At 62.7% G+C, this 24,017-nt stretch carries 18 protein-coding genes and 2 pseudogenes; 11 read left to right on the top strand and 9 right to left on the bottom strand.

Annotation, left to right across the window (positions count from 1 at the left end; genetic code table 11):
- The first annotated feature begins 160 nt into the window (after positions 1-160).
- The 3 genes from ACVJGD_RS18595 to ACVJGD_RS18585 all read left to right on the top strand — a co-directional run bounded on the left by ACVJGD_RS18595 (position 161) and on the right by ACVJGD_RS18585 (position 5,565).
- Positions 161-1,123, top strand: a complete 963-nt coding sequence (locus tag ACVJGD_RS18595) for a dihydrodipicolinate synthase family protein (protein ID WP_456635706.1) — start codon at positions 161-163, stop codon at positions 1,121-1,123.
- Between the two features lie 547 nt (positions 1,124-1,670).
- Positions 1,671-3,086 carry a sensor histidine kinase gene (locus ACVJGD_RS18590; protein WP_456635705.1) on the top strand — a complete coding sequence of 472 codons (1,416 nt, stop codon included), beginning with the start codon at positions 1,671-1,673 and terminating at the stop codon, positions 3,084-3,086.
- Positions 3,087-3,528: 442 nt separating this feature from the next.
- Complete coding sequence (locus ACVJGD_RS18585) at positions 3,529-5,565, top strand: alkyl/aryl-sulfatase (protein WP_456635704.1); 2,037 nt, start codon at positions 3,529-3,531, stop codon at positions 5,563-5,565.
- A 21-nt stretch (positions 5,566-5,586) separates the two neighbouring features.
- Here the strand turns inward: ACVJGD_RS18585 and ACVJGD_RS18580 are convergent, their stop codons facing one another.
- Together ACVJGD_RS18580 and ACVJGD_RS18575 are read right to left on the bottom strand one after the other, a co-directional pair.
- Positions 5,587-5,814 (bottom strand): hypothetical protein, encoded by a 228-nt coding sequence (locus ACVJGD_RS18580; protein ID WP_456635703.1) that lies wholly within the window; start codon positions 5,812-5,814, stop codon positions 5,587-5,589.
- Positions 5,815-6,572: 758 nt separating this feature from the next.
- On the bottom strand, positions 6,573-7,088 hold the full coding sequence (locus ACVJGD_RS18575) for a hypothetical protein (RefSeq protein ID WP_456635702.1): 516 nt from the start codon (positions 7,086-7,088) through the stop codon (positions 6,573-6,575).
- A gap of 255 nt (positions 7,089-7,343) precedes the next feature.
- On the opposite strand from ACVJGD_RS18575, the gene ACVJGD_RS18570 reads away from it, so the two are divergent.
- Positions 7,344-7,685 (top strand): hypothetical protein, encoded by a 342-nt coding sequence (locus ACVJGD_RS18570; protein WP_456635701.1) that lies wholly within the window; start codon positions 7,344-7,346, stop codon positions 7,683-7,685.
- A 32-nt stretch (positions 7,686-7,717) separates the two neighbouring features.
- On the opposite strand, the pseudogene mdlC reads toward ACVJGD_RS18570, so the two are convergent.
- The 4 genes and pseudogenes from mdlC to ACVJGD_RS18550 all read right to left on the bottom strand — a co-directional run bounded on the left by mdlC (position 7,718) and on the right by ACVJGD_RS18550 (position 12,637).
- Positions 7,718-9,347: pseudogene (gene mdlC, locus ACVJGD_RS18565) on the bottom strand (benzoylformate decarboxylase).
- Between the two features lie 131 nt (positions 9,348-9,478).
- A complete protein-coding gene (locus tag ACVJGD_RS18560; RefSeq protein WP_456635700.1) occupies positions 9,479-10,333 on the bottom strand; it encodes an FAS1-like dehydratase domain-containing protein in 855 nt (284 codons plus the stop codon).
- On the bottom strand, positions 10,330-11,460 hold the full coding sequence (locus tag ACVJGD_RS18555; RefSeq protein ID WP_456635699.1) for a CaiB/BaiF CoA transferase family protein: 1,131 nt from the start codon (positions 11,458-11,460) through the stop codon (positions 10,330-10,332). Before ACVJGD_RS18555 ends, ACVJGD_RS18560 begins: the two co-directional genes overlap by 4 nt.
- A 10-nt stretch (positions 11,461-11,470) precedes the next feature.
- Positions 11,471-12,637 carry an acyl-CoA dehydrogenase family protein gene (locus tag ACVJGD_RS18550; protein WP_456635698.1) on the bottom strand — a complete coding sequence of 389 codons (1,167 nt, stop codon included), beginning with the start codon at positions 12,635-12,637 and terminating at the stop codon, positions 11,471-11,473.
- Positions 12,638-12,763: 126 nt separating this feature from the next.
- Between ACVJGD_RS18550 and ACVJGD_RS18545 the strand changes: the two genes are divergently transcribed.
- Both ACVJGD_RS18545 and ACVJGD_RS18540 read left to right on the top strand, forming a co-directional pair.
- Positions 12,764-13,684 (top strand): LysR substrate-binding domain-containing protein, encoded by a 921-nt coding sequence (locus ACVJGD_RS18545; protein WP_456635697.1) that lies wholly within the window; start codon positions 12,764-12,766, stop codon positions 13,682-13,684.
- 479 nt (positions 13,685-14,163) lie between these two features.
- Entirely contained in the window at positions 14,164-15,453 is a 1,290-nt protein-coding gene (locus ACVJGD_RS18540; RefSeq protein WP_456635696.1) for an IS4 family transposase, read from the top strand.
- 124 nt (positions 15,454-15,577) lie between these two features.
- Here ACVJGD_RS18540 and ACVJGD_RS18535 read toward each other — a convergent pair whose 3' ends face one another.
- Complete coding sequence (locus tag ACVJGD_RS18535; RefSeq protein WP_456635695.1) at positions 15,578-16,852, bottom strand: cytochrome P450; 1,275 nt, start codon at positions 16,850-16,852, stop codon at positions 15,578-15,580.
- 18 nt (positions 16,853-16,870) lie between these two features.
- Positions 16,871-18,139: a cytochrome P450 gene (locus ACVJGD_RS18530; protein WP_456635694.1), complete on the bottom strand. Its 1,269-nt coding sequence runs from the start codon at positions 18,137-18,139 to the stop codon at positions 16,871-16,873.
- A 349-nt stretch (positions 18,140-18,488) separates the two neighbouring features.
- On the opposite strand from ACVJGD_RS18530, the gene ACVJGD_RS18525 reads away from it, so the two are divergent.
- The 3 genes and pseudogenes from ACVJGD_RS18525 (at position 18,489) to ACVJGD_RS18515 (ending at position 21,663) form a co-directional block, all read left to right on the top strand.
- Complete coding sequence (locus ACVJGD_RS18525; RefSeq protein ID WP_456635693.1) at positions 18,489-19,661, top strand: isovaleryl-CoA dehydrogenase; 1,173 nt, start codon at positions 18,489-18,491, stop codon at positions 19,659-19,661.
- Positions 19,662-20,131: 470 nt separating this feature from the next.
- Positions 20,132-20,389 (top strand): annotated as a pseudogene (locus ACVJGD_RS18520) (phosphonate ABC transporter, permease protein PhnE); the annotation flags it as partial.
- Positions 20,390-20,487: 98 nt separating this feature from the next.
- Positions 20,488-21,663 carry an IS110 family RNA-guided transposase gene (locus ACVJGD_RS18515; RefSeq protein ID WP_456632918.1) on the top strand — a complete coding sequence of 392 codons (1,176 nt, stop codon included), beginning with the start codon at positions 20,488-20,490 and terminating at the stop codon, positions 21,661-21,663.
- Between the two features lie 435 nt (positions 21,664-22,098).
- Here the strand turns inward: ACVJGD_RS18515 and phnF are convergent, their stop codons facing one another.
- Positions 22,099-22,830, bottom strand: coding sequence for a phosphonate metabolism transcriptional regulator PhnF (phnF, locus tag ACVJGD_RS18510; RefSeq protein WP_456635692.1), 732 nt, complete (start codon positions 22,828-22,830; stop codon positions 22,099-22,101).
- 113 nt (positions 22,831-22,943) lie between these two features.
- On the opposite strand from phnF, the gene phnG reads away from it, so the two are divergent.
- Together phnG and phnH are read left to right on the top strand one after the other, a co-directional pair.
- Complete coding sequence (gene phnG / locus ACVJGD_RS18505; RefSeq protein WP_456635691.1) at positions 22,944-23,405, top strand: phosphonate C-P lyase system protein PhnG; 462 nt, start codon at positions 22,944-22,946, stop codon at positions 23,403-23,405.
- Between the two features lie 5 nt (positions 23,406-23,410).
- Positions 23,411-24,016 carry a phosphonate C-P lyase system protein PhnH gene (gene phnH, locus ACVJGD_RS18500; RefSeq protein WP_456640288.1) on the top strand — a complete coding sequence of 202 codons (606 nt, stop codon included), beginning with the start codon at positions 23,411-23,413 and terminating at the stop codon, positions 24,014-24,016.
- Position 24,017 lies beyond the last annotated feature (1 nt).

Below are 24,017 nucleotides of genomic sequence, written 5' to 3'. Positions count from 1 at the left end.
CTCGCTGATCGGCGGGGAAAGCGCTAGAGCATGATCCGGAAAAGTGGAAACCGGTTTTCCGAAAAGATCATGCTCGAACAAAGAGCTAAAGTGGGATGACGATTCGAAGAAAAGTCATCCCGGTTTAGACTTACGGCTGGAACTCTGAAGGAGACGACACATGGGCCGGTATCCGGATTTCGTGCCCCAGGGTGTGATCCCGGCGGTGCTGCTGCCGTTCCACGAAGATCTATCGATCGACGAGCAGAGCTTTCGAGCTCACTTGCGCGATGTCGCGGCGGTGCACGGATTGTCAGCGGTCACGATCAACGCGCACTCCACAGAAGTCGCATCCTGCACGAGCGACGAGCAGCGCCGCGTCATGGAGATCACGGGGGAAGAAGTCGGCAGCACTTTGCCGATCATCCATGGTGTCTGGGCAGACGGCGGCCTGGAGGCGGCGCGCATCGCGCGGCAGGCGCAGGGCGGCGGGGCTTCGGCGCTGCTGGTGTTCCCGCCGGCACCGTTCACGCTTGGCCAATCGGCCGAGATGGTGCTGGCCCATTTCAAGACCATCCGCGATGCGTCCGACCTGCCAATGATCGTGTTTCAGTATCCCTTGGCTACGGGGCAGGGCTATCCGGCGGCGACGCTGGAGCGGCTGTTCGCTGAGGTGCCTACGATCCGCGCAATCAAGGATTGGACGCCACTGGTGCCGCAGCACGAGAGCCAGATTCGCGCATTGCAGGGGCGCAAGCCCTCCGTCAACGTGCTGTCGACCAACAGTGCATGGCTGTTGAGTTCTCTGGTGCTAGGCTGCAATGGCTTGCTGTCGGGCAGCGGCAGCGTGATCGCCGATCTTCAAGCCAGGCTCTTTCGCGCGGTACAGACCAATGATCTTGCAGAAGCCCGTCGGCTCAACGACCGGATTTATCCATTGGCGCGCGTGTTCTACGCCGATCCCTTCGTCGATATGCATAACCGCATGAAGGAAGCCTTGGTGCTGCTTGGAAAACTGCCTCGTGCTGTAGTGCGCCCGCCTTTGGTCAAGATAACGGATGCGGAAATCGCACGAATCCGGGCAGCGCTGGTTGAAGCCGGGCTGCTCGACCAAGGGGCGGCGCTGCGGCACAACGCTGCATAGCGGTCCACGTGCCGGACTTCCCGGTTAAGGCAACTGGGCAGCCAACATTCTCCTTCCCGGCTCTGCGGCACGTCACAACGTTGACGGGTAGTTCGTGTTGCGCACTTTCATCCTGGAGTGAGGCCGGCTAAGCATTATGATGTGCAGCCGTCGGCTGATTGTGCTTAAGAGTGAACTACGAGTCTGGCGGGACGCGAAGGCCAATACGTTCGATTCAGCCCGACAAACGGATTTGAAGTCTAGTTTCTGTCAATTGCGAGTCCCCTTCGTCCGACATTGTCGAATTTCGAGTTCCCGACCATCAGCGCGGCCGGTTTCTGCGCAAACCGGATATTCGGCTGCACCTACAAGTCTCAGAAGGGCCGGAAGGCGACATGGCCCGGAGGGGCTGGCCTTCTTATCTGCGCCACCAGAAGGGCTCCGACACCGGTTGTCGAAGGCAGTAATATATGCTGATGCGCGCTCTGGGCTATCTGATATTCTCACCGCAGGCCCGTCCCCGGCTGCGACGACCAGCATTGGACGGTGTCTGGCAACGGAGGTGACCTTGGCTCGCAATTGGGCGAAGAGCCGAACGCGAGATCGCAAGCTTCATTCGACCGGCGCGAAGGCGCGCGTTGGTCGAGCTACCAAAAGCCGCGCCGATCTCGAACGACAGCTTAAAGCATGCAAGCGGCAGATCGCTAACGCGCGGGAGCGCTTGATCGAGGCTACGAAGCAGCAAACTGCCACCTCCGAGATGCTGCGCCTCATCTCGGATTCGCCACTTCAGTCGGTGCTGGAAACGGTGGCCGAACATGCCGCACGCCTCTGCGACTCGAACAATGCGGAGATCTACCGCCTGGAGAACAACCTTCTTCGCTTGGTGGCTTCATACGGGGAGCTTCCGGTGCACATTCAAGCCCGTGAGGGATTTCCCTTAAATCGCGACAGGGTGATAGGACGAGCTATATGTGATCGGCGGTCGGTTCATGTCCACGATCTCGTCGCAGAGGATGGCGAGTACCCGTCGGGCAGCAGTGATGCAAAACGCCAGGGCCATCGCACCACGCTCGGGACACCGTTGTTGCGTGAGCGAACCCCCATTGGAGTAATTCTGTTCCGGCGATGGGAGGTCCGACCATTCTCCGACAAACAGATCGCGCTCCTCGAGACATTCGCCGATCAGGCGGCGATCGCGATCGAAAACGTGCGCCTGCTCGAAGTCGAGAAGCAACGCACGCTGGCGCTTGCGCACGCCAATCGCGTCGCCACCATGGGCCAACTCGCAGCTTCGATCGCCCATGAAGTGAAGCAGCCCGTCGCCGCGATGGTGACCAACGCGCAGGCCGGACTGAGCTGGCTGGGCGCTCAACCGCCAAATCTGGAAAAAGCCCGGCAGACGTTCGGTTATATCGTTAACGACGGCATGCGAGCCGGCGATGTCGTCGAACGAATCCGGGACATGATCAAAAAAGCGCAACCGAGGAAGGAAATCCTGAACATCAATGATGCAATCCGCGAGGTCGTTGAGCTCGCCCGCGGCGAAACGATGAAGAACGGCATTTCGGTGCACACGGATCTGGAAGAAGGCACACAACCGTTGGAAGGCGACCGGGTGCAACTCCAACAAGTGATGCTGAATCTCGTGATGAATGCAGTCGAAGCTATGAACAGTATTGGCGAGGGCGCGAGAGAGTTGCTTATCAGTACCCGGAAAACGGAATCTGACGTCATTCTCGTCGCGGTGCGAGATTCGGGACCAGGACTGGCACTAGAGACTCTCGATCATCTTTTCGACGCCTTCTACACGACCAAGCCTGGCGGTCTTGGGCTGGGGCTGTCGATTTGTCGCTCGATCATCGAAGCGCATGGGGGCCGATTGTCGGCGAAGGCTAATGTGCCTCGCGGCGCGATTTTTGAGTTCAGCCTTCCCGCCGCCCCAGACATTGCCAAGCAACCAACTGTCGTGAGCGCTACCTAATCCCTGTGCGGTGATGGCTATCCGCCAAAGCTTGGCTGTCCAAACTAGCTCGGGCGGCCGACTCGTTGGTTAGGCAGCTTGGGGTCAAAACGCGACTTGCGATACACGTCGGCTCTTAGGCCGGATCGGACGTACCGTAGAGCGGGGGGTGACGACCGCCGGCGCTGCGACGTGCTGGCCGTTCGTTATTGGGCTCAAACCGACTCGTTTTTGCTCTCAAGGCATACTGAGATGCGATCACAGGACATCGCGGTATTCGGCCCGGCTTGCCGATTCCAGCTTATAGCTGCGTCGGAGGCGAAGAATCGTTGGCCGATTGCCGAAGTTGCATAGGATCGCTTCCCCGCTCCCGATAGAAGAGGACACGAAGACTGCCGAGAATTCGGAGGCGCGTGCCTGCGGTCGATAATGTCAATCGATGCAGGGACCAAGGAGAGGGACATTGACACAAACCATCATCTTAGGCTGCCGGTCGTTGCCGGGCTCCTACCCCAAATGCACCTTCCGTGTCATGGCGGCAGGATTGATCTTGGCGCTAGCGGCCACGATTGCGCGCGCGCAGACGTCCAGCGATTCCAAGCCGGCGTCGCCATCCACGCTGGAGTTCAACAAGGCCTCCACGGCCTCATTGCCGTGGTCAGACAATGCGGATTTCGCAAACGCCAAGCGTGGCCTGATCGCGCGATTGCCTGATAGCGGCGTCATCAGGGACAAGAATGGCAGGATTGTTTGGGATCTTTCGAGGTTCGCTGGTTTCATCAAGGATGGCACGGCCGCGCCCGACACCGTCAATCCGAGCCTTTGGCGCATGTCGCAGCTTCTGATGGAAGCCGGTCTCTATGAAGTGGTTCCAGGCGTCTATCAGGTGCGTGGCGCGGACCTGTCGAACCTGACCATCATCGAGGGTGAGCAGGGCATCACGATATACGATCCCTTGATATCGGCCGAAACCGCGCGCGCTGCACTCGACCTTTACTACCAAAATCGGCCGAGGAAACCGGTCGTGGCCGTGATCTATTCGCATTCCCACGTCGATCACGCTGGCGGCGTGCGGGGCATCGTCGACGAAGCCGACGTGACGTCGGGCAAGGTCAGGATTTTCGCGCCCGAAGGTTTTCTCGAGAACTTCGTCGCCGAGAACCTGTTTGCAGGCCCGGCCATGGGACGCCGTGCGTCCTATATGTACGGAAACCTGGTTGCCCCCGGACCGCGGGGCTCGGTGACGGCGGGGTTGGGTGTCACGACATCGAGCGGCACGGTCACGCTGATCGCGCCGACCGATCTGATCACGAAGACCGGCGAGAAGCGGATCATCGACGGCATTGAGTACGAGTTCCTATTGGCACCGGGCTCGGAGGCTCCGGCCGAGATAATGTGGTATCTGCCGAAGTTCAAGCTGATCAATACGGCCGAGGATGCCACACGCACGATGCACAATCTCTATACGTTGCGCGGCGCCAAGACGCGGGACGCGCGGCTGTGGCCGATGTACCTGAACCAAGCCCTTCAGATGTGGGGCGGTCAGTATGAGGTGCAGATCACGATGCACCATTGGCCCACCTGGGGGAACAACGAAATTACGCAGCTTCTGAAGGTGCAGCGCGACACCTACAAATTCATGCACGACCAGACCCTGCACTACGCGAACATGGGTTACACCATGAGGGAGTTGCCGGGCCTCGTGATGTTGCCTCAATCGCTCGCCAATCACTGGGCGAGCCAGGGTTACTATGGCACGCAAAGCCACAACGTGCGTGCCGTCTACAATTTTTATCTGGGATATTTCGACGGCAACCCCGCGACCTTGAACCCGCTGCCGCCGGTCGAAGTCGCAGGCAAGTATGTAGCGGCGATGGGTGGACCCGGCGCTGTCATGAAGCTCGGACGCGAGGCATTCGAGAAGGGCGACTATCGGTGGGGCGCTGAACTGGTGAACCACCTGGTGTTTGCCCAGCCCGACAATCAGGAGGCGAAGAATCTGCAAGCCGATATCCTGGAACAGATGGGTTATCAGGCGGAATCCGGCCCCTGGCGGGGCTTCTATCTGACGGGCGCCGATGAGCTTCGGCATGGCGTCAAGAAGCAGGCGACAGGCAATCCAGCCAGCGCCGACATCGTTGGCAGCATGTCGCCTGAGCTGTTATTTGGTTACATGGCCGTGCAGCTCGATGCCAAGAAGGCGGACGGCAAGACGCTTGCGGTCAACTGGATATTCCCTGACATCAATGAGAAGCACGCGCTCTTCCTGGAGAACTCCGTGCTCAACCATTGGCCCGATTACACCAATGCCAAGGCCGATGTCACCGTAACTGTGGATCGTGCCACTTTGACCAAGGTGTTGACCAAGCAGGTGTCGTTCGAGGACGCCGTCAAGACCGGCCAGGTCAGGTTTGCCGGCAATCAGGCGAAGTTCGGTGAGTTCATGGGCTATCTCGTCGATCTAAACCAATATTTCTGGTTCAACATCGTGACGCCATAACGGATAACATTTTCAGCCGGCTTACATGCCGTGGCTGGCAAATACTTTTTGACAGCCCTTGCTCAGTCTGGTCCTGTTCTGCTGCAGGCATTGTTGAACCGCTGTGTCATCTGCCAATTGCTTGCGGCAGAAGCGCTGCGCATCGCGCCTGCAGGCCTGCTGCTCTTGTGGCGTGCCCATGTGACCCTGCGCAAAAGATAGCGAAGTCTCACTCAGAAGAATGACCAGGACCAGAACAACAGAGCGCATGACGATCTCCATATGTTGGCAAGCGCGAAACGTAGCTCCGCGTCCCTCGATTCTCGGACCGTTGGAAGAACCGCGGCGCTCAATCGTAAAACGGGAGGAAATGGCAATCGTTCCATGCTATAGTGCCGGCGCGTTGAGATCGACCTGAGCGATGCGACAAGTTCAAGGCGGATTTGTCCCGCCACTCGGATCAGAAACTCGAAATGCAGGAAAATTTCTGTCACGCCACTCTGGTGAGAAAGCCGAATGATCGGTCCAGCAATAGGCTCAAGCGGCACCTTTGCGAGATGCGCCGCAATCAAAACGTTGAATAAATTGTCGCTCTAGGAACGCGACCGCACTATTTGATCACTACTGATGACTTGAGGTGCGCTGCGATTTTGGTAAGCCACAAGTCCTTTTATGCAGCAGGAGCTTGGAAATTGAAGAAGAGCAAAAAGAGGTCAGTTCGTCGCGAATGGACCGCAACGGATCTCCGGACTTTGAAGAAGCATTCAAAGGCACGCACTCCGGTCGGGAAAATTTCGAGGGAGCTGAAGCGAACCGTAAGCGCGCTTCGTGCAAAGGCCTCTCAGCTCGGGATAGGCCTCGGTCATCAGCGATAGTCGCCCGAACTCATCTTGAGAGCGACCCCGGGAAAGCTGGGGTCGCCTTCTCGCGTGACAGATTGTCCGATTAGTGCGCGACCGCATCTGGTCGCGGGATACGTCTGTCCGCAGCGTCGATAGAGCGAGATAAGCCAACTAACCCAGCGTGGCTCAAGGCCTTCTGGCGGGTGCAACGAACGGGTTCGATTCCGGACTCTGTCGAAGATTCTTGTCGAAACATACATCAAGACGTTCAAGCGCTGCCGCGCTTCCATCCAGCGGCAGACGGAGAGTCATCCCTTCGCCTCGAACTTCGAGAACGTTGGCGATTCGCAATCGTTCGTTGAACGGCGCGTCGGCTAGCGCGATCGTCACTGATTTCGATTCCGCCAGGGCCTTCGCGTCGACCGAGCGCGAACCCGCAGACAGGCGAACGGAGTAAGCTTTACCCCGTTCAAGCCTCCATTTGGGCGAATCGAGCGATAGCAGAAGGCCTTCCTGGTTGCGTATGAACATGATGCCTAGACCATCGCTGGATCGCGTCATGGTGCAGTTCTCGAACTTATCGGCTTTATATGTTGTCGCTATCGTCCAAGGGCCGACGGCAAGGGTCTGGATGTCGGGCTGTTGGGCGAGTGCTGGCTTTGCGAGGATTGAAAGACAGGCAAACGCAATGATCGCTCGCATCGTCGCCTCCATGAATGGTTGTGGGTATCTGAGACAAAATGCAGTCGGCGGGAAAGACTAACGCGATCCGGGTTCAACAGTTCCGGATTGCTGTTTCTCTTCATTTCTGACAAGTTCCCTTGCCTGCGCGGCGCCATAGGCGCTCAGCCGCGTGCGGCCTTCGATTTCAATGAAGCAACGGAGTTCGCTCGGGAGATCGTCTGCTCTGCAAAAATCTGATAGATTCGTGATCTCCGGATTTGGATCTTGAGTTCGATGATCGAAGACGAGCCCATCGACGAGATTTCAATGCTCGAAGCTCGGCTCGAGCAACTAGCCGAAGTTGCCGAGCGATGCAGGAAAATCATTTTATTTTCGAAGGCTGCAATCGCAGGCGGTATTGCATTGCTGATCGTTATGATGCTCGGCCTGTTCGGGCCCAATCAAGTCGCCGCCATTGGATCGATAGCCCTGGTGCTGGGCGGAATCGTATCGCTCGGATCGAATGTCAGTACATTGCAACAGACGTTGGCCGATATAGGCGCGGCGGAGCTGCTCCGTTCTGATCTGATCGACAGGATCGACCTCAAACTGATTAGTGAGAGCACACGAAGCTGAGTTCCGCGACCGCCCCCGAGTGCTAAGAAACGTTAGCTCTTTTGTGCGTAGAGCAGCGGCACCGACGAATCCACGACCACCTCGATCAGGCTGGTGCCCTCATGCGTGAGGCCACGCTTCAGCGCGGCCGGAAGCTCCGCGGCCTTCGTCACGCGTACCGCGTGGCAGCCCATGCCTTCGGCGATCTTGACGAAATCGATATCGGGCAATTCGAGCCCTGGCACGTTGCGCACCTGCATGACCTGGCTGAACGAGCGCATCGCGCCGTAGCCTGCGTTGTTGAGCACCACCACCGTCAGCGGCAGCTTGCGCTGCGCCGCGGTCCATAGCGCCTGGATCGAATACATCGCCGAGCCGTCGCCGATCAGGCAGACGATGCGACAACCGCTGCGGCCGAGCGCCATGCCGACCGCGGCCGGCAGGCTGTAGCCGAGACCGCCGCTCGCCATGGTGTAGAAGCTGTCCTGTCCGCGCATCGGCATGAATTTTTGCATCGCCGGGCGATGCGAGGGCACCTCTTCCACCAGCACGTCGTGCGGGCCCATTGCGGCCGAGAGTGAGTGCATCAGGAACTCGACGGGGATTGGATCGCCAGCCGCCGGCAAGGGCGGCAATGTGCGGCCAGTCGGCACGGCGCGCCTGGTCTCGGGCAACAGTTCGAGCAGCATCGCAAGCGACGGTTTCATCGTGCCGATGATGCTGTTGCCGACCGGCGTGAACGACGCAGCGCCTGCATCGTCGGTGATCTGAAACAGCGTGGCCGCGCCATCGAAGATCGCGGCGTGGCCCTCGACATGGAAGGTGAACACCGGCGCGCCCGATCACGACCACGAGGTCGTGCCCACGCAGTGCCTCGGACAACTGCCCGGGGGAAGCGTGCAGGAAGCCGGCGAATTGCGGATGCCGTTCGGGGAACGAGCAGCGCGCCGAGAATGGGCTCGCCCACACCAGGGCCTTGGCTTTCTCCGCGACCTTGACCATGAGATCGACGGCCTGCGCGCGGTCGACGGCGGGGCCGACCACGAGGGCAGGGTGCTTGCTCTCGGCGAGCGCCGCGACCAGCGCCTTTATCGCTGCCGGATCGGGCCCGACCTCGCGGCTGATCTCGCGCGCCTCGATCGGCTGGGTCGGCCGGTTCCAATCGTCGACCGGCACCGAGACGAAGGTCGGCCCGCAGGGCGGCTGCATCGCGATGTAATAGGCGCGCGCGATCGCGCCCGGCACGTCCTCGGGCCGCGCCGGCTCGACGGCCCATTTCACATAAGGCTGCGGGAATTCGGTGGCACGTTCGGCATAGAGGAATGGCTGCAGCGGCAGGATCGAGCGCGCCTGCTGGCCTGCGGTGATCACCAGCGGCGTCTGGTTGCGGTAGGCGTTGAAGACATTGCCGAGCGCGTGTCCGACGCCGGCCGCCGAATGCAGATTGACGAAGCCGGCGTTCCGCGTCGCCTGGGCATAGCCGTCCGCCATGCCGACGACGGAGGCTTCCTGCAGCCCCAGCACGTAGTCGATGTCGTCGGGCCAGTCGCTCAGGAACGGCAATTCGGTCGAGCCCGGATTGCCGAACACCTTCTTGATGCCGAAAGCGCGCAGCAGGCCGAACGTCGCGTCCTTGACCGTGACGGCTTTGCTGTTGGTGGTGGCTGGCTTGCGGGACGACATCAGGCGATTCTCCCCAGTTTTATTATTTTGCTCCGTCATTGCGAGCGAAGCGAAGCAATCCATTCCGACCACGTGGAAAGATATGGATTGCTTCGTCGCTACGCTCCTCGCAATGACGGCTTAGTGCGACACTACCACGTCGCCGTACCCTTCATCGTCGGCTGTCCTTCCGAATTCGCGGTCCACAGATCGAGGCCTTCGCCATTCTCATTGGCATTGACCGAGAACTCGCTGCCTTCGAACAACGGCTGCACGCCGCGGTAGCTGAACTTCCTCGGCGGCTTTCCGCCATGAAGCTTTGCCGCCAGCTCAACGATGAACGCGGCCTGCAGCGGCCCGTGGAAGATCAGGCCGGGATAGCCCTCGACCTTGGTGACGTAGTCGCGATCGTAATGGATGCGATGGCCGTTGAAAGTCAGCGCCGAATAGCGGAACAGCAGCACCGGATCGGCCATGTGGCTCTCGCGGTGCTTTGCGACCGGTGGCGGGGGCGGCGCCTTTGCTGATACGGCCGATGGCGTGCTCGTCATCTCGCGATAGACGATGTCCTGCCGTTCGCGGATCGCGAGCCCGCGCGGCGTCGTCACTTCGTGCTGAACGGAGACGAAGCACAGCGTGCCGGTCGAGCCGCTCTTCAAGCTCACGTCGGAGATGCGCGAAGTGCGCTTCGGCTCGTCGCCGACGCGCAGGGTGTCGAGGAATTCGAGCTCGCCGCCGGCCCACATCCGGCGCGGCAGCGGCACCGGCGGCAGGAAGCCGCCGCGGGTCGGGTGGCCGTCGGGGCCGAGCTGCGACATCGGAAACACCGGCTGCGCCAGGCACCAATGCACCGTGAACGGCGCGGCATCACCTGGCTTCGGCTCGCCGATCTCCTGGAACAGCGTCGCGCGCAGGCCCTTCACGAGCTGCGCGGTGACGATGTCGGAGGCTTCACTTGTGCGGCCGATCCATTGCCGCAGATGCTCGAGGTCGAGTTGTTCGCTCATGACGATTTGGCCCGGGCAGGAGGGGATTTTGCGGCGCTGGTCTGTTCGCCGATCGCCGGCACCGCGCCATAGTGGCGCGGCTCGCCGACGAAGATCGCAGCCGGCGCCGGATAGGCGACGCGGCCGTTCGGCGTATCGACCTCGATCCGGCGCAGATGCGGATGATGGGCGAGATCGTCCATGGTGTTGACCTCGGCGAAGGCGATGTCGGCATCGGCGAGCTTCTGCAACAGCCCGTCGCGTGTCAGCTTCGCGAAGGCGTCGCCGACGGTCTTATCGGTCAGCGCGCGGTTGCGTACGCGCTCGACCATGTTGGCGAAACGCGGGTCGTTGGGCAGATCCGGCTGTCCCAGCACCTCGGCGCACAGCTTCTTCCATTCCCGCTCGCTCTGGATCGAGATCAAAATCTCCTTGCCGTCCCTGGAGCGGAACACGCCGTAGGGCGCGATCGAGGGATGGGCGAGGCCCATCCGCTTCGGCGGCTTGCCGTCCTCGGCATTGAGCAGCGGCACCGTCAGCCAGTCCGCCATCACGTCGAACATCGAGATGCGGATGTCGGCGCCCACGCCCGTGCGTCCCCGCGCGATCAGCGCTTCCAGGATCGCCGCATGTGCGGTCGCGCCGGTCGCAACATCGACGATCGACATGCCGACGCGCGAGGCGCCCTCCGGCCCGCCGGTGATCGAGGCGAGCCCGCTCTCGGCCTGGATCAGGAGATCATAGGCCTTGCGATTGGCATACGGCCCTTCGTCGCCATAGCCCGTGATGGTGCAGCAGATCAGCTTTGGATAGTCCTTGCGCAGCCGCGCGAGCGAGAAGCCGAGCTTGTCCATCGAGCCGGGCTTCAAATTCTGCAGCAGCACGTCGGCGCCCGCGATCAGTTCCTCCAGCGAGGCGCGGCCTTCCTTGGTCGCGAGATCGACCACGACCGAATCCTTGCCACGGTTGAGCCAGACGAAATAGCTGCTCTGGCCCTTGGCGGCGGCGTCATAGCCGCGGGCGAAATCGCCCTCAGGGCGTTCGATCTTGATGACATGCGCGCCTGCATCGGCCAGGCGCGATGAGCAGAATGGGGCTGCGACCGCCTGTTCGACGGCGATCACGGTCAGTCCCTCGAGCGGCAGCATGCGTCTCACCTCAGTACGAGCGGGGCATGCCGAGCACATGCTCGGCGACGAAGGACAGGATCAGATTGGTCGAGATCGGCGCCACCTGGTAGAGTCGGGTCTCGCGGAACTTGCGCTCGACGTCGTATTCCTCCGCAAAACCGAACCCACCATGGGTCTGCACGCAGGCATTTGCCGCCTCCCAGGACGCATCCGCCGCCAGCATCTTCGCCATGTTGGCTTCCGCGCCGCAATCGAGCCCGGCCTCGTATTTGCGCGTGGCTTCCTTCACCATCAATTCGGCCGCGCGCATCGCCGCATAGGCTTTCGCGATCGGGAACTGGATGCCCTGGTTCTGGCCGATCGGGTGGCCGAACACGACGCGCTCCTTGGCGTAATTGGTTGCTTTCGCAATGAACCATTTGGCGTCGCCGATGCATTCGGCCGCGATCAGGATGCGCTCGGCATTCATGCCGGAGAGGATGTAGCGGAAGCCCTTGCCCTCGTCGCCGATCAGATTCTCCGCCGGTACCCGCATGTCCGTGAAGAACACCTCGGTCGTCGCGTGGTTCATCATGGTCCTGATCGGGCGGATCTCCAGCCCCTTGCCCTTGACCTCACGCATGTCGACGATGAACACCGACAGCCCATCGGTGCGCTTCTTCGCCTGCTCCTTCGGCGTGGTGCGCGCCAGCAGGATCATCAGGTCGGAATGCTCGGCGCGGCTGGTCCAGATCTTCTGGCCGTTGACGACGTAGCTGTCGCCGTCGCGGCGCGCGAAGGTTTTCAGCGAGGACGTATCAGTGCCGCTGGTTGGCTCGGTCACGCCAAAAGCCTGCAGCCGCAATTCGCCGCTCGCCACCTTCGGCAGATATTTTGCCTTCTGCGCTGCGCTGCCGTGCCGCAGCAGCGTGCCCATCGTGTACATCTGCGCGTGGCAGCCGCCGCCATTGCACCCCGCACGCTGGATTTCCTCCAGGATCGCCGCCGCCGCGGAGAGCTTCAGCCCCGCGCCGCCATATTCCTCGGGGATCAGCACCGAGAGGTAGCCGGCCTCGGTCAACGCATCGACGAATTCCTTCGGATACGCCATCTGCCGATCGAGCTTGCGCCAGTATTCGCCCGGAAACTGCGCGCAGAGTTTTGCCACCGCGTCGCGGATGTCGGAGTGGTCGTCATGTTGTTCTGGTGCGGTCATCGGAAATCACCGGCGCGTTCGTTGCGGGAGGGTGGGTTGAAAGGCGGCGGACCGTTGTGGCGCCAGCGTAAACTCCCTATGCTGTTTTGTTATAGCGTATGAAGTAGCATTCCAAGATTGGCAAGCATGGATTTCCGCCAGCTTAGGACGTTTACCTGCGTCGCGGAACTCGGGAGCCTGAGCAAGGCCTCCGACACGCTGCGCATAGCTCAGCCGGCGCTGAGCCGGCAGATCAAGCTGCTCGAGCATGAGCTGCGCACTGAGCTGTTCACGCGGAACGGCCGCGGCATGGTGCTGACCGATGCCGGTCGCCTGCTGCTCGCGCGCACCTCGGGCATCGTCCGCCAGGTCGACCAGATCCGCGACGACATCCAGTCCGCGCAGGGCCCGCCGTCGGGCCGCGTGGTGCTCGGCCTGGTGCCGACGGTAAGCTGCGTGCTCTCGGCGCGTTTCGCCCGCCGCTGCGTGGAAAATTTCCCCGGCATCTCGCTGCGGATCGTCGAGAGCTATAGCGGCCATTTGATCGAATGGCTGCACCGCGGCGAGATGGATCTTTCGATCATCTACGGCCGCACCGCGGACCTGCATCTTGCAGCGCAGCCGCTCGGCCGCGACCAGATCGTCGCCGTCGGCCCTCGCGGCTGCGGCCTGTCGCGCAAGAAGCAGGTCGAGATCGGCTGGCTGCTCCGCCAACGCCTGGTGCTGCCAAGTCATTCGCATGGGCTCCGTGCCCTGATCGAGCACGCTGCGGCGCTCAAGAAGATCAAGCTCGACGTCCAGCTCGAGGCGGATTCCTTCCGCGTGCTCACCAGCCTGGTCGAGGAGGGCCTCGGCTTTGCGCTGCTGCCGCCCTCCTCGGTGCGCAGCGAAGTCGCCGACGGCCGGCTGGAAACCGCGGCGATCTCAAAGCCGCTGTCGCGCGACCTCGTCATTGCCTCTCCGATCGATCGTCCGGCCTCGATCGCGACCACCGCCGTCACCACGCTGTTGCGCGAGGAGGTCGTCGCCTGCCGCAAGGAAGGCCTCTGGGACATCAAACTGACGTAACGCCGTTGCGGTGCGCGCCAGCAGCGGAAGACTTAAGGTAAGCTCGCGCGGTCTTCCCTTCGCATCTGGTGCAGGCTGTCATGCCGGGTTTTTATAGCGGCGCTGTCGCCCCTCATGGTGAGGAGCGCGCAGCGCGTCTCCGGAAGATGCTGCGCATCGCCGGGAGAACCATGAGGCCCCGCCGGTGGCCTCGCCCTTCGAGACGGTCGCTGCGCGACCTCCTCAGGGTGAGGGGATAGAGTTGGAGCGTGCCGTCCCTCCTTCTGTCGTCCCCGCGAAAGCACTAGGGCATGCACGTATCTGGTGCGACGGATTGACTCGGGGCGGGTGTGAGGGATTCCAGAATCGGGAATCTGTGTGATCTCTATTGCGGCACTTCGATTTGACGGAGGTGCCGCCATGTTGCCACGGATTGACTGGACGTTGGGCCGGTTCGGGGATCGTCGTCTCGATAAAGGGGGGCGGCGCTCGTCGAACGCATGGTTGCGGGCAAGGATGTTTGCCTGCGGCGGCTTGCCAAGGGCGACCGCGCGCTGGAGGTGCGGTTCAACCGCTTTCTCGGCCACGCCAAGGTGACGACGGAGCGCATTATCGAGAGCTGGAGCGAAGGCACGGTTGCGGCGGTCGCGGGCCGCCATGTGTTGGCGATCCAGGACACCAGCGAGATCCACTTCAACACCACGCCACACCATCGGCGTGGGCTCGGGGAGATCGGCAAGGGCAATCACCATGGCGTGCTGCTGCATCCGCTGCTGGCGGTCGATGCGGACAACGGCGCCTGCCTTGGACTTGTGAGCGGCGAAGTGTGGACGCGCGAGGGTCGCCGCACCGTCTCGCATGACTCGCGCGAATTGTCGGACAAGGAATCGCAGCGCTGGATATCCACTGCGCTTGCGGCCAAGCCATTGCTCGCCGGCGCCGCGATGGTGACCGTGCTCGGCGACCGCGAGAGCGACATCTTCGCCCTTTATGCCAGTGCGGCCGAGCAGCACTACCACGTGATCGCCCGCAGCATGCATGATCGCAAGCTGGCCTCCGGCGACGGCTTGTATGCGGCCAGCGACGCCATGACGGTGGTGGATCGGCGCACCATCGAGCTGCCTGCACGCCCACAGCGGCCTGCACGTTCGGCTCACCTCGAACTCCGTTTTGGCGCAACCGAGCTCGCTCGACCGCAGACCAAGTTCCTGCGCCATTTACCGAAAAGCTTGCCGCTGGCCGTGGTTGACGTGCGCGAGGTCAACGCCGGAGCCGGGGTCGAGCCGCTGCATTGGCGGCTTCTCACCTCGCATCAGATCGCCAATACAGAAGACGCTTGGCGCATTGTCGAATGGTACAAACAGCGCTGGATCATCGAGCAGTTCTTCCGCGTCCTCAAGACGCAAGGCTTCCGGCTCGAAGACAGCCAAATCGGCACCGCCAACCGGCTGCTCAAACTGGTCGCCATCGCAGCCAAGGCCGCCGTCATCACCATCCAACTCCTGCAAGCGCGCAACGGCAGCCCACAGTCGGTCCACATTGCCTTCAACGCCAGCGAGGTCGCCGCGCTTACTGCCCTCAATCAGCAGCTCGAAACCAGGAGCAAACGGCTGAGAAACCCGCATCCATCCCACAGCCTCGCCTGGGCCGCCTGGATCATCGGTCGTCTCGGCGGCTGGGATGGCTATCGATCATCCAAGCCACCAGGCCCGATCACCTTCAAAAACGGCCTGGAATACTTCCATGCCGCCGCAGTCGGATGGAGCCTCAGACATCCGTGCATGCCCTAGTGCGAAAGCAGGGACCCATAACCACAGGGAGGCCTTGTGGCGCGAGCAAGCGATTGCAGCGGAGCACGTTACAGATGCTTGTGGTTATGGGTCCCGGGTCAAGCCCGGGACGACGGTGTCCCTGTCACCCCGGAATCCGCACGGGCAACGTCTCATACCCCTTGATGAAGCTCGAATAGATCCGCCGGGGCTCGCCGACCACCTCGATGCGGTCGAAGCGTTTCAGCATCTCCTCCCACACGATCCTGAGTTGCAGCTCAGCGAGCCGCATGCCGACGCAGCGGTGGATGCCGAAGCCGAACGACAGATGCGTGCGCGGCCGCGGCCGGTCGATGATGAACTCGTTGGGACGGTCGATTACTTCCTCGTCGCGGTTGCCGGAGACGTACCACATCACGACGCGGTCGCCCTTCCTGATCGTCTTGCCGCCGATCTCGGTGTCGACCAGCGCCGTGCGCCGCATATGGGCGAGCGGCGTCTGCCAGCGGATCACTTCCGGCACCATCGAGTCGATCAATTCAGGGTTTTCCTTGAGCTTCCTGTACTGCTCGGGGTTCTCGTTCAGCGCCAGCACCGAGCCGGTCATGGTGTTGCGCGTGGTGTCGTTGCCGCCGACGATGAGCAGGATGAGGTTGCCCATGAGGTTGTCGCGGTCCATGTACCGCGTCGCGTCGCTATGCGCCATCATCGACAACAGATCGTTGCGCGGCGGCGCGTTGACGCGCTCGTTCCAGAGATTGGCGAAATAGGCGTAGCATTCGTCCATCTCCTGTCGCCGCTGCTCCGGCGATTCCACGATGCCGCTCTTGGGCAGCGCGGTGGCGACGTCGGACCAGCGCGTCAGCTTGCGCCGCTCTTCCCAGGGGAAGTCGAACAGGGTCGCCAGCATCTGCGTGGTCAATTCGATCGAAACGCGGTCGACGAAGTTGAAGGTTTCATTGCGCGGCAGGCTATCCAGCACCTTTTGCGACCGCTCGCGGATCAGCTTCGCGAGTTCATCCAGATGCGTCGGCGTAAACATCGGCGACACCGTCTTGCGCTGTGCAGAATGCTTCGGCTGGTCCATCGCGATGAAACTCGGCCAGTCATAGCCGGGCGGCTGGTCGCGGATGCCGATGCCGCCCAGGCTCGCATCGGAGGAGAAGATGCCGTGGTTGGTGTCGACACGCATGATGTCGTTGTATTTGGTGACCGACCAATAGGGCTCGATCGGCGCGTTGGTGCAGTAATGCACCGGCTCTTCCTTGCGCAGCCGCTCGAACCATGGCTGCCACGTGTCGTTCTGGAACAGCCTCGGCGCGCCCGGATGGAAATCCTTCAGCGGCGTCGAATAGGCTTCCTCGCGCGCTACGCGCATCAGCTCGTTCTTGTCGGCCCTGACTGAAGTCTGGACGTTCATTGCCATCTCCCAAAAGCGCTAGGCCGCGATGCGAACCGGCAGCGTCTCATATCCCTTGATGAAGCTCGAATACACACGCTTCGGCTCCTCCACCACCTCGATCGTGTCGAAGCGCTTCAGGATCTCTTCCCAGATGATCTTCAACTGCAATTCGGCAAGTCTGAGGCCGACGCAGCGATGAATGCCGAAGCCAAACGAAATGTGAGTGCGGGGACGGGCGCGGTCAATGATGAACTCATAGGGACGCTCGATCACTTCTTCGTCGCGATTGCCGGAGACGTACCACATCACGACCTTGTCACCCTTCTTGATCTGACGCCCACGGAACTCGATGTCGGCAAGCGCCGTGCGGCGCATATGCGCCAGCGGAGTCTGCCAGCGGATCACCTCCGGCACGAAACTGTCGATCAGGTCGGGGTTCTGCTTCAGCTTGTGATACTGGTCCGGATTCCGGTTCAGCGCATAGATGCTGCCGGAGAGCGTATTGCGCGTGGTGTCGTTGCCGCCGACGATCAGCAGGATCAGATTGCCGAGGAAGTTCTTCGGGTCCATGTCGCGGGTCGCAGGGCTGTGCGCCATCATCGAGAGCAGGTCGCTCTTCGGCGGCTGCTCGATCCGCTCCTTCCCCAGCCGCGAGAAATAGCTGGCGCATTCCAAAAGCTCGGCCTGCCGCTCGTCCTCGGTCGCGACCAGCCCGCCGACGCCCGGAAGGGTGGTGGCGACGTCGGACCAGCGCGTCAGCTTGCGCCGGTCCTCCCAGGGGAAATCGAACAGCACGGCCAGCATCTGCGTGGTCAATTCGATCGAGACCTTGTCGACCCAGTCGAACACGTCGCCGCGCGGCAGATTGTCGAGGCATTCGGTCGAGCGCTTGCGGATGTTGATCGCGAGGTCGTCGAGATGGGTCGGCGTGAACATCGGCGCCACGGTCCGGCGTTGCGCCGAGTGCCGCGGCTGGTCCATTGCGATGAAGCTCTCGCGGCGCAGGTCGGGGGCGATGTCGCGAATGGTGATGCCGCCCAGCGAGGCGGCCGAGGAGAACACCGAATGGTTGGTCTCGATCTCCATGATGTCGTTATATTTGGTCACCGACCAATAGGGCCCGAACAGGCTGTCCCGGCAGTAGTGCACCGGCTCCTCCCGGCGCAGCCGGTCGAAATAGGGCCAGAACGAATCGGTCCGGAACAGTTCGGGATCGCCGGGGTCGAATTGATCCAGCGGGATCGAATGGGCCCGCTCCCGGGCGGCCTCCTGGGTCTCATTGAGGCGATCGATCGTCCCGTGCATGGCGTATCTCCCTGGATCGTCCCGGTCCGGTTGTTCCGTCGGGCGCATTTTATGGGAATTACAACCCGCCGCGCCGCGCAGGGCAAGGGCGAGTTTGGCACATTTGGCCGCATCGGATTCTACCTCCCCCCGCTTCTCACCTCCCCTTGAAAAGGGGAGGTCGGTTTGCGCTGAAAGCGCAAACCGGGTGGGGATCATCTCTCTCCACGGGCACCTGCGCCCGTGGCTTGACCCCCATCCCAGCCTTCCCCCTTTCAGGGGGAAGGGGTCCAAGATGGAGCCCCGTGACAACCGGTCCGGCAGCGAATAAGCCTAGGGCAACAAGTCATTCTCCCGGAGGCCGCCCGCCATGATTCCCAACGCGCAACGGATGTTCAATTTCGACCTGGGCGAGACCGCGGATGCGATCCGCGAGACCGTGTTCGATTTTGCGAGCAACGAGGTTGCCCCCCGCGCGGCCGAGATCGACCGCACCAACCAGTTTCCGCGTGACCTCTGGCCGAAGATCGGCGCGCTCGGGTTGCACGGCATCACGGTCGAGGAGGAATATGGCGGCAGCGGCCTCGGCTATCTCGAACACTGCATCGCGGTGGAGGAGATCTCGCGGGCGTCCGCCTCGGTCGGCCTGTCCTATGGCGCCCATTCCAACCTTTGCGTCAACCAGATCCGCCGCAACGGCAACGAGGCGCAGAAGCGGAAGTATCTGCCCAAGCTGATCTCCGGCGAGCATGTCGGCTCGCTCGCGATGTCCGAGCCTGGCGCCGGAAGCGACGTGGTCTCGATGAAGACCCGCGCGGAGAAGAAGGGCGACCGCTTCGTGCTCAACGGCAACAAGATGTGGATCACCAACGGCCCGATCGCCGATACATTGGTGGTCTATGCCAAGACCGATCCGAGCGGCGGGCCGCGCGGCATCACCGCCTTCATCATCGAGAAGGGCATGAAGGGATTCTCCACCGCGCAGAAGCTTGACAAGCTCGGCATGCGCGGCTCCGACACCTGTGAACTCGTGTTCGAGGATTGCGAGGTGCCGGAGGAGAACGTGCTCGCCGAGGTCGGCCGTGGCGTGAACGTGCTGATGAGTGGCCTCGACTATGAGCGCGCGGTGCTGGCCGCGGGGCCGATCGGCATCATGCAGGCCTGCATGGACGTGGTGATGCCCTACGTGCACGAGCGCAAGCAGTTCGGCCAGCCGATCGGCACCTTCCAGCTCGTGCAGGGCAAGGTCGCCGACATCTACACCACGATGAACGCCTCGCGCGCCTATGTCTATGCGGTGGCGAAAGCTTGCGACCGCGGCGAGACCACGCGCGAGGACGCCGCCGGCGCAATCCTCTACGCCGCCGAGAAGGCGACGCAATGCGCGCTCGATGCCATTCAGCTCCTCGGCGGCAACGGCTATATCAACGACTATCCGACCGGTCGCCTGCTGCGCGACGCGAAACTCTATGAGATCGGCGCCGGCACCAGCGAAATCCGCCGCATGCTGATCGGCCGCGAACTGTTCGACAAGACCGCGTAGCCGACCTTCTCCCTTGCTCCGCTCTTCGCGGGGAGAGGGCTCTCTCCGCGAATACGATCAGAATCCGTAGGGTGGGCAAAGGCGCGTAGCGCCGTGCCCACCATCTGGCGTTCCGCTCGTGATGGTGGGCACGCTCCGCTTTGCCCACCCTACGGCACTCCCCCGCGAAGGGCGGCGCGAGGTGACTGCCGCCACAAACTACGCTCGTCATTCCGGGGCGCGCCTCTTGGCGCGAGCCCGGAATCCATTGGACCGCATGCGCTGGTGGAAAAATGGATTCCGGGCTCGTCCTTCGGACGCCCCGGAATGACGGAGAGCGTGGTCTACCCCCCGACTCCCCTCTGAAACCTGCATCACACTTCCTTTGCTATATCTATGGTTTGATTCGCCGAAATCCGCTGCCTGGAGTTGGCCCGTGCACGACATGAGCTGGACCCCGATTGGGCCGCCGCAGCCGCCGCCCCGGCCTGTTCGGCCTGATGCCGCAGGTGCTGCCCGTGATCGCGGGGCAGGTGCTCTATTACATCGAATCGAACACGCGTTCGGCCACTATCATCGGCATCGTTGGCGCCGGCGGCATCGGTCTGCAGCTCGCCGAACAGATCCGCGTGCTGGAATGGCAGAAGGTGTCGTTCTTGATTCTAATGATCCTGATCGCGGTCGCCGTGATCGACTGGATCTCGACGAAACTCCGCTTCGCCATCATCGGCCGGCGCGCGGTGGCGTGAGGCCAATCGCGATTCGTAGATTCGTAGATTCCATGGGGCGGTGAGCGCGCCCTTTCCGGTAGGTTTGGGTTTCCACACTCGAACCATCGGAGAGTCTGATGCAAGCATTGACCAAGAACACGCCCACCGCCGGGCATTGTGGCACGATTTTCGTTGCGATCGAACTGAGTCAGAAGACGTGGCTGGTGACGCTGCACAGTCCGGATCGGGACCGGATATCGCGCCACAAGCTGGAAGGCGGCGATCACGCCGGGCTGCTGGCGCTGATCGAGCAGGTCAAGGCCCGGGCGACTGCGAAGCTTGGAGCGGCGCCGCGGGTGGTGAGCTGCTACGAGGCTGGCTATGACGGCTTCTGGCTGCACCGGCTGCTCGCGGCGGCTGGGATCACCAACTTCATCTTCGACCCGGCGAGCATCGCGGTGGAGCAACGGGCGCGGCGGGCGAAGACAGACCGGATCGATGGCGAGCTTCTGCTGCGCACCTTGATGGCTCATTTGCGAGGCGAGCCGCGGGTGGTGCGGATCGTCCGGGTGCCGAGCGTGGCCGAGGAGGACGCCCGGCGCGCCAGCCGCGAACGCGAACGACTGGTGAAGGAGCAGACGGGGCACACCAACCGGATCAAGGCGCTGCTGCGCCTGTTGGGCATGGCGGCCGGCACCTTGCGACGACGGACCTGGCTCGCCTGGCTGGAGCAGCAGCGGGACTGGCAAGGGCAGCCGCTGCCGCCGCAGCTTCTGGCCGAAGTGAAGCGCGAGCATGCCCGGCTGATGCTGGTGCGCGACCAGCTCAAGGCGCTGGAGCAGGCCCAAGTCGCTACAGAAGTCGCGGCAGAAGTCGCGGCGGAAGCCGCCGCGGCGCCGGCGCCGATGGCGAAGCGACGGGATCAGTTGCAGCAGCTCAAGGCGCTCGGCCCGGCGTTTGCCGCGACGCTGGTGAACGAGGTGTTCTACAAGGACTTCCGCAACCGGCGCGAGGTCGCCAGCTATTGCGGATTGGCGCCCAGTCCCTGGCAAAGCGGCAGCATCGATCGCGAGCAGGGGATCAGCAAGGCCGGCAACCGGCGCGCCCGCCACAAGACGATCGAACTGGCCTGGCTCTGGCTGCGCCATCAGCCGGACAGCGCGCTCAGCCGCTGGTTCCGCACCCGCACCGAAAACGCCGGCAAGCGCGCCAAGCGCATCGCCATCGTCGCGCTGGCGCGCAAGCTGATCGTGGCGCTGTGGCGCTATCTCACCACCGGCCTTGTTCCGGAGCAGGCCGTGATGAAGGCCTAGCACCGGACCACGCCACCAGGGCGAGGCGGCTCCGCGCCGCGCGCCCCGTACAGGATGGATGATGACCGTGCCACCCAGGGGCCCAACCAGGCCGCTTTGTAGATGGGTCTCATCCTCTTGGCTTCCTCGCCGCAAGCATGCGGAATGTGGGTACGGATCAGCCGATCCGACCGGATATGAGGTGATGCAGTGAGCTGCAGAAATCTTCGGAAGCCAATCCTCGCCCGGGGCCCGGTCGTCGCGCTGCGCTACGCATGGCTCCGCGCGCCGCCCTCTCACTGCAAAAACCCAACCCGCACCGGTTCAAGAGCCTTGACTCACAAAGCCCCATATGAGGGTGGGCAAAGCGAAGCGTGCCCACCATTCCGAGCGGAGCGGGAGATGGTGGGCACGGCGCTTGCGCGCCTTTGCCCACCCTACAAGACGACAAACGGATCACCCGTTCTCCACCAGGAACTCCACGCGCTCGGCGGCGAAGCGCGAGCGCTTCGTCACCAGCGGTCTGCCGTCGGGATCGACGTCGGTGGAGTCGACCACCAGGATCGGGCGTCCGAGTGCGAGGTCGAGCCGCGCGGCGTCGGTGGCGTCGACGATCCCGGCGGTGATCCGGGTCGAGGCGCGACGATAATCGCGGACGCCATAATGTTCGAGCAGCTTCGTCATCGAGCGGACGGTGGCGAAGACCTCTCCGGCGCCCGGAAAGCGCTCGGCCGAAAGCCAGGAGGTGGAGACGCAGATCGGCGCACGGTCGGCTGATCGTACCGACTCGATCCGGACCAGCGGCGCGCCAGCCTTCAGTCCGAGCTCCCGCGCCAATTCGCGGCTCGCGGCTTCCTCCGACGCATCGATGAACTGCCCGCGCGGCTCGCGCCCGCCCGCGCCGACGATCTCCGAGAATCGCGTGCGTGAGCGCAGCGGATAGGCGATTTTCTGCACTTCGACATAGGTGCCGCTGCCGCGCTCGGCGCGCACCAGGCCGCGCTCGGCGAGCGCCGCCAAGGCCCGTCGCACCGTGTGCCGGTTCACGCGGTAGATCTCCGCGATCTCCATCTCGCCCGGCAGCTTCTCGCCGGCGGCAAAGCGGCCCTCGGCGATGCCGCGCTCGATGCCATCGGCAACCAGCCGCCACAGCGCGACGCCCGATGAGGCGGTGTCCTGCACGCTCATTCCGGAAACCCAGTCCTGTCGAAAATCATGCCTGTGTCATGAAACAGTCATGGCGTTTGCCTATCAAGTTGTCTATTATCATAGACAACTTCAGTCAGGCAAGGTTCCGCGATATGACGAAGACCGAGCAAGGCGGCAGGCGGGCGCAGCGCAAGGCGGCGATGGCGGTGCTCGCGCAGTCGGAAGCCGCCGACATTTCGGCCCGGCTCAGCGCGATGGCGCTGCCCGATCACAAGACCCTGCGCGAGCCGGAAAACGGCCTCGTGATGGTGCGTGGCCGGATCGGCGGCGACGGCATGGCCTTCAATGTCGGCGAGGCGACGGTCTCGCGGGCGGCGGTGCTGCTTTCGACCGGCCAGGTCGGCTTCGGCTACACGCTCGGGCGCGACCATGAGAAGGCGCGGCTGATCGCGCTGTGCGACGCCATGGCGCAATCGGACGCGTTTGCCGATGCGGTCGAGGCGGAAGTGATCGCGCCGCTGCGCACGGCCATGATCGCGAAGCGGAGCCAGGTGGCCGCGGAGACGGCGGCGACGCGGGTTGATTTCTACACCATGGTGCGCGGCGAGGGCTGATGGACATGACGACGGTTGCCGAACTGCCGGGTGGGTTCGCCGACAAGGTCCTGTCAGCGCAAGCGACCTTCCGTTCCGTGATGAATGCGATGGCGCGTCCGGGGACGATCCAGCGAATCGCGGCATCGGCTGGTAGCCCGGACGGCGTGATGCACGGCACGGCCGCGATCGCGCTGATGCTGTTCGATCACGACACGCCGATTTGGCTCGATGGCGCGATGTCGACCTCCGACGTCGCCAAATGGCTGAAGTTCCACACCGGCGCGCCCATCGTCGGCGATCCCGCGATGGCAGGCTTTGCGCTGATCGGCGATCCCAAAAATCTTCCCGCGCTCGACCGTTTCGCGTTCGGCAGCGGCGAATATCCCGATCGCTCGACCACGCTGATCCTGCAGGTCGACAGCCTCTCGCGCGGCACAGCCTACGAGCTGCGCGGCCCCGGCATCGACGGCGTCACCGTGCTGACCGCGAGCATCGAGCCGCGCGATCTGTTCGATCGGCTCGCCGTCAACGCCACACTGTTTCCGCGCGGCATCGACGTCGTGCTGGTCGACGACTCCTCGATTGTCGCGATCCCGCGCACCACGCGGCTCGTTCATGGGAAGGACTGAC

The sequence above is a fragment of the Bradyrhizobium sp. USDA 10063 genome (assembly GCF_054063735.1).
Note: the sequence above shows the minus strand (reverse complement) of the source record. Positions and strands in the feature narration are given on the sequence as shown.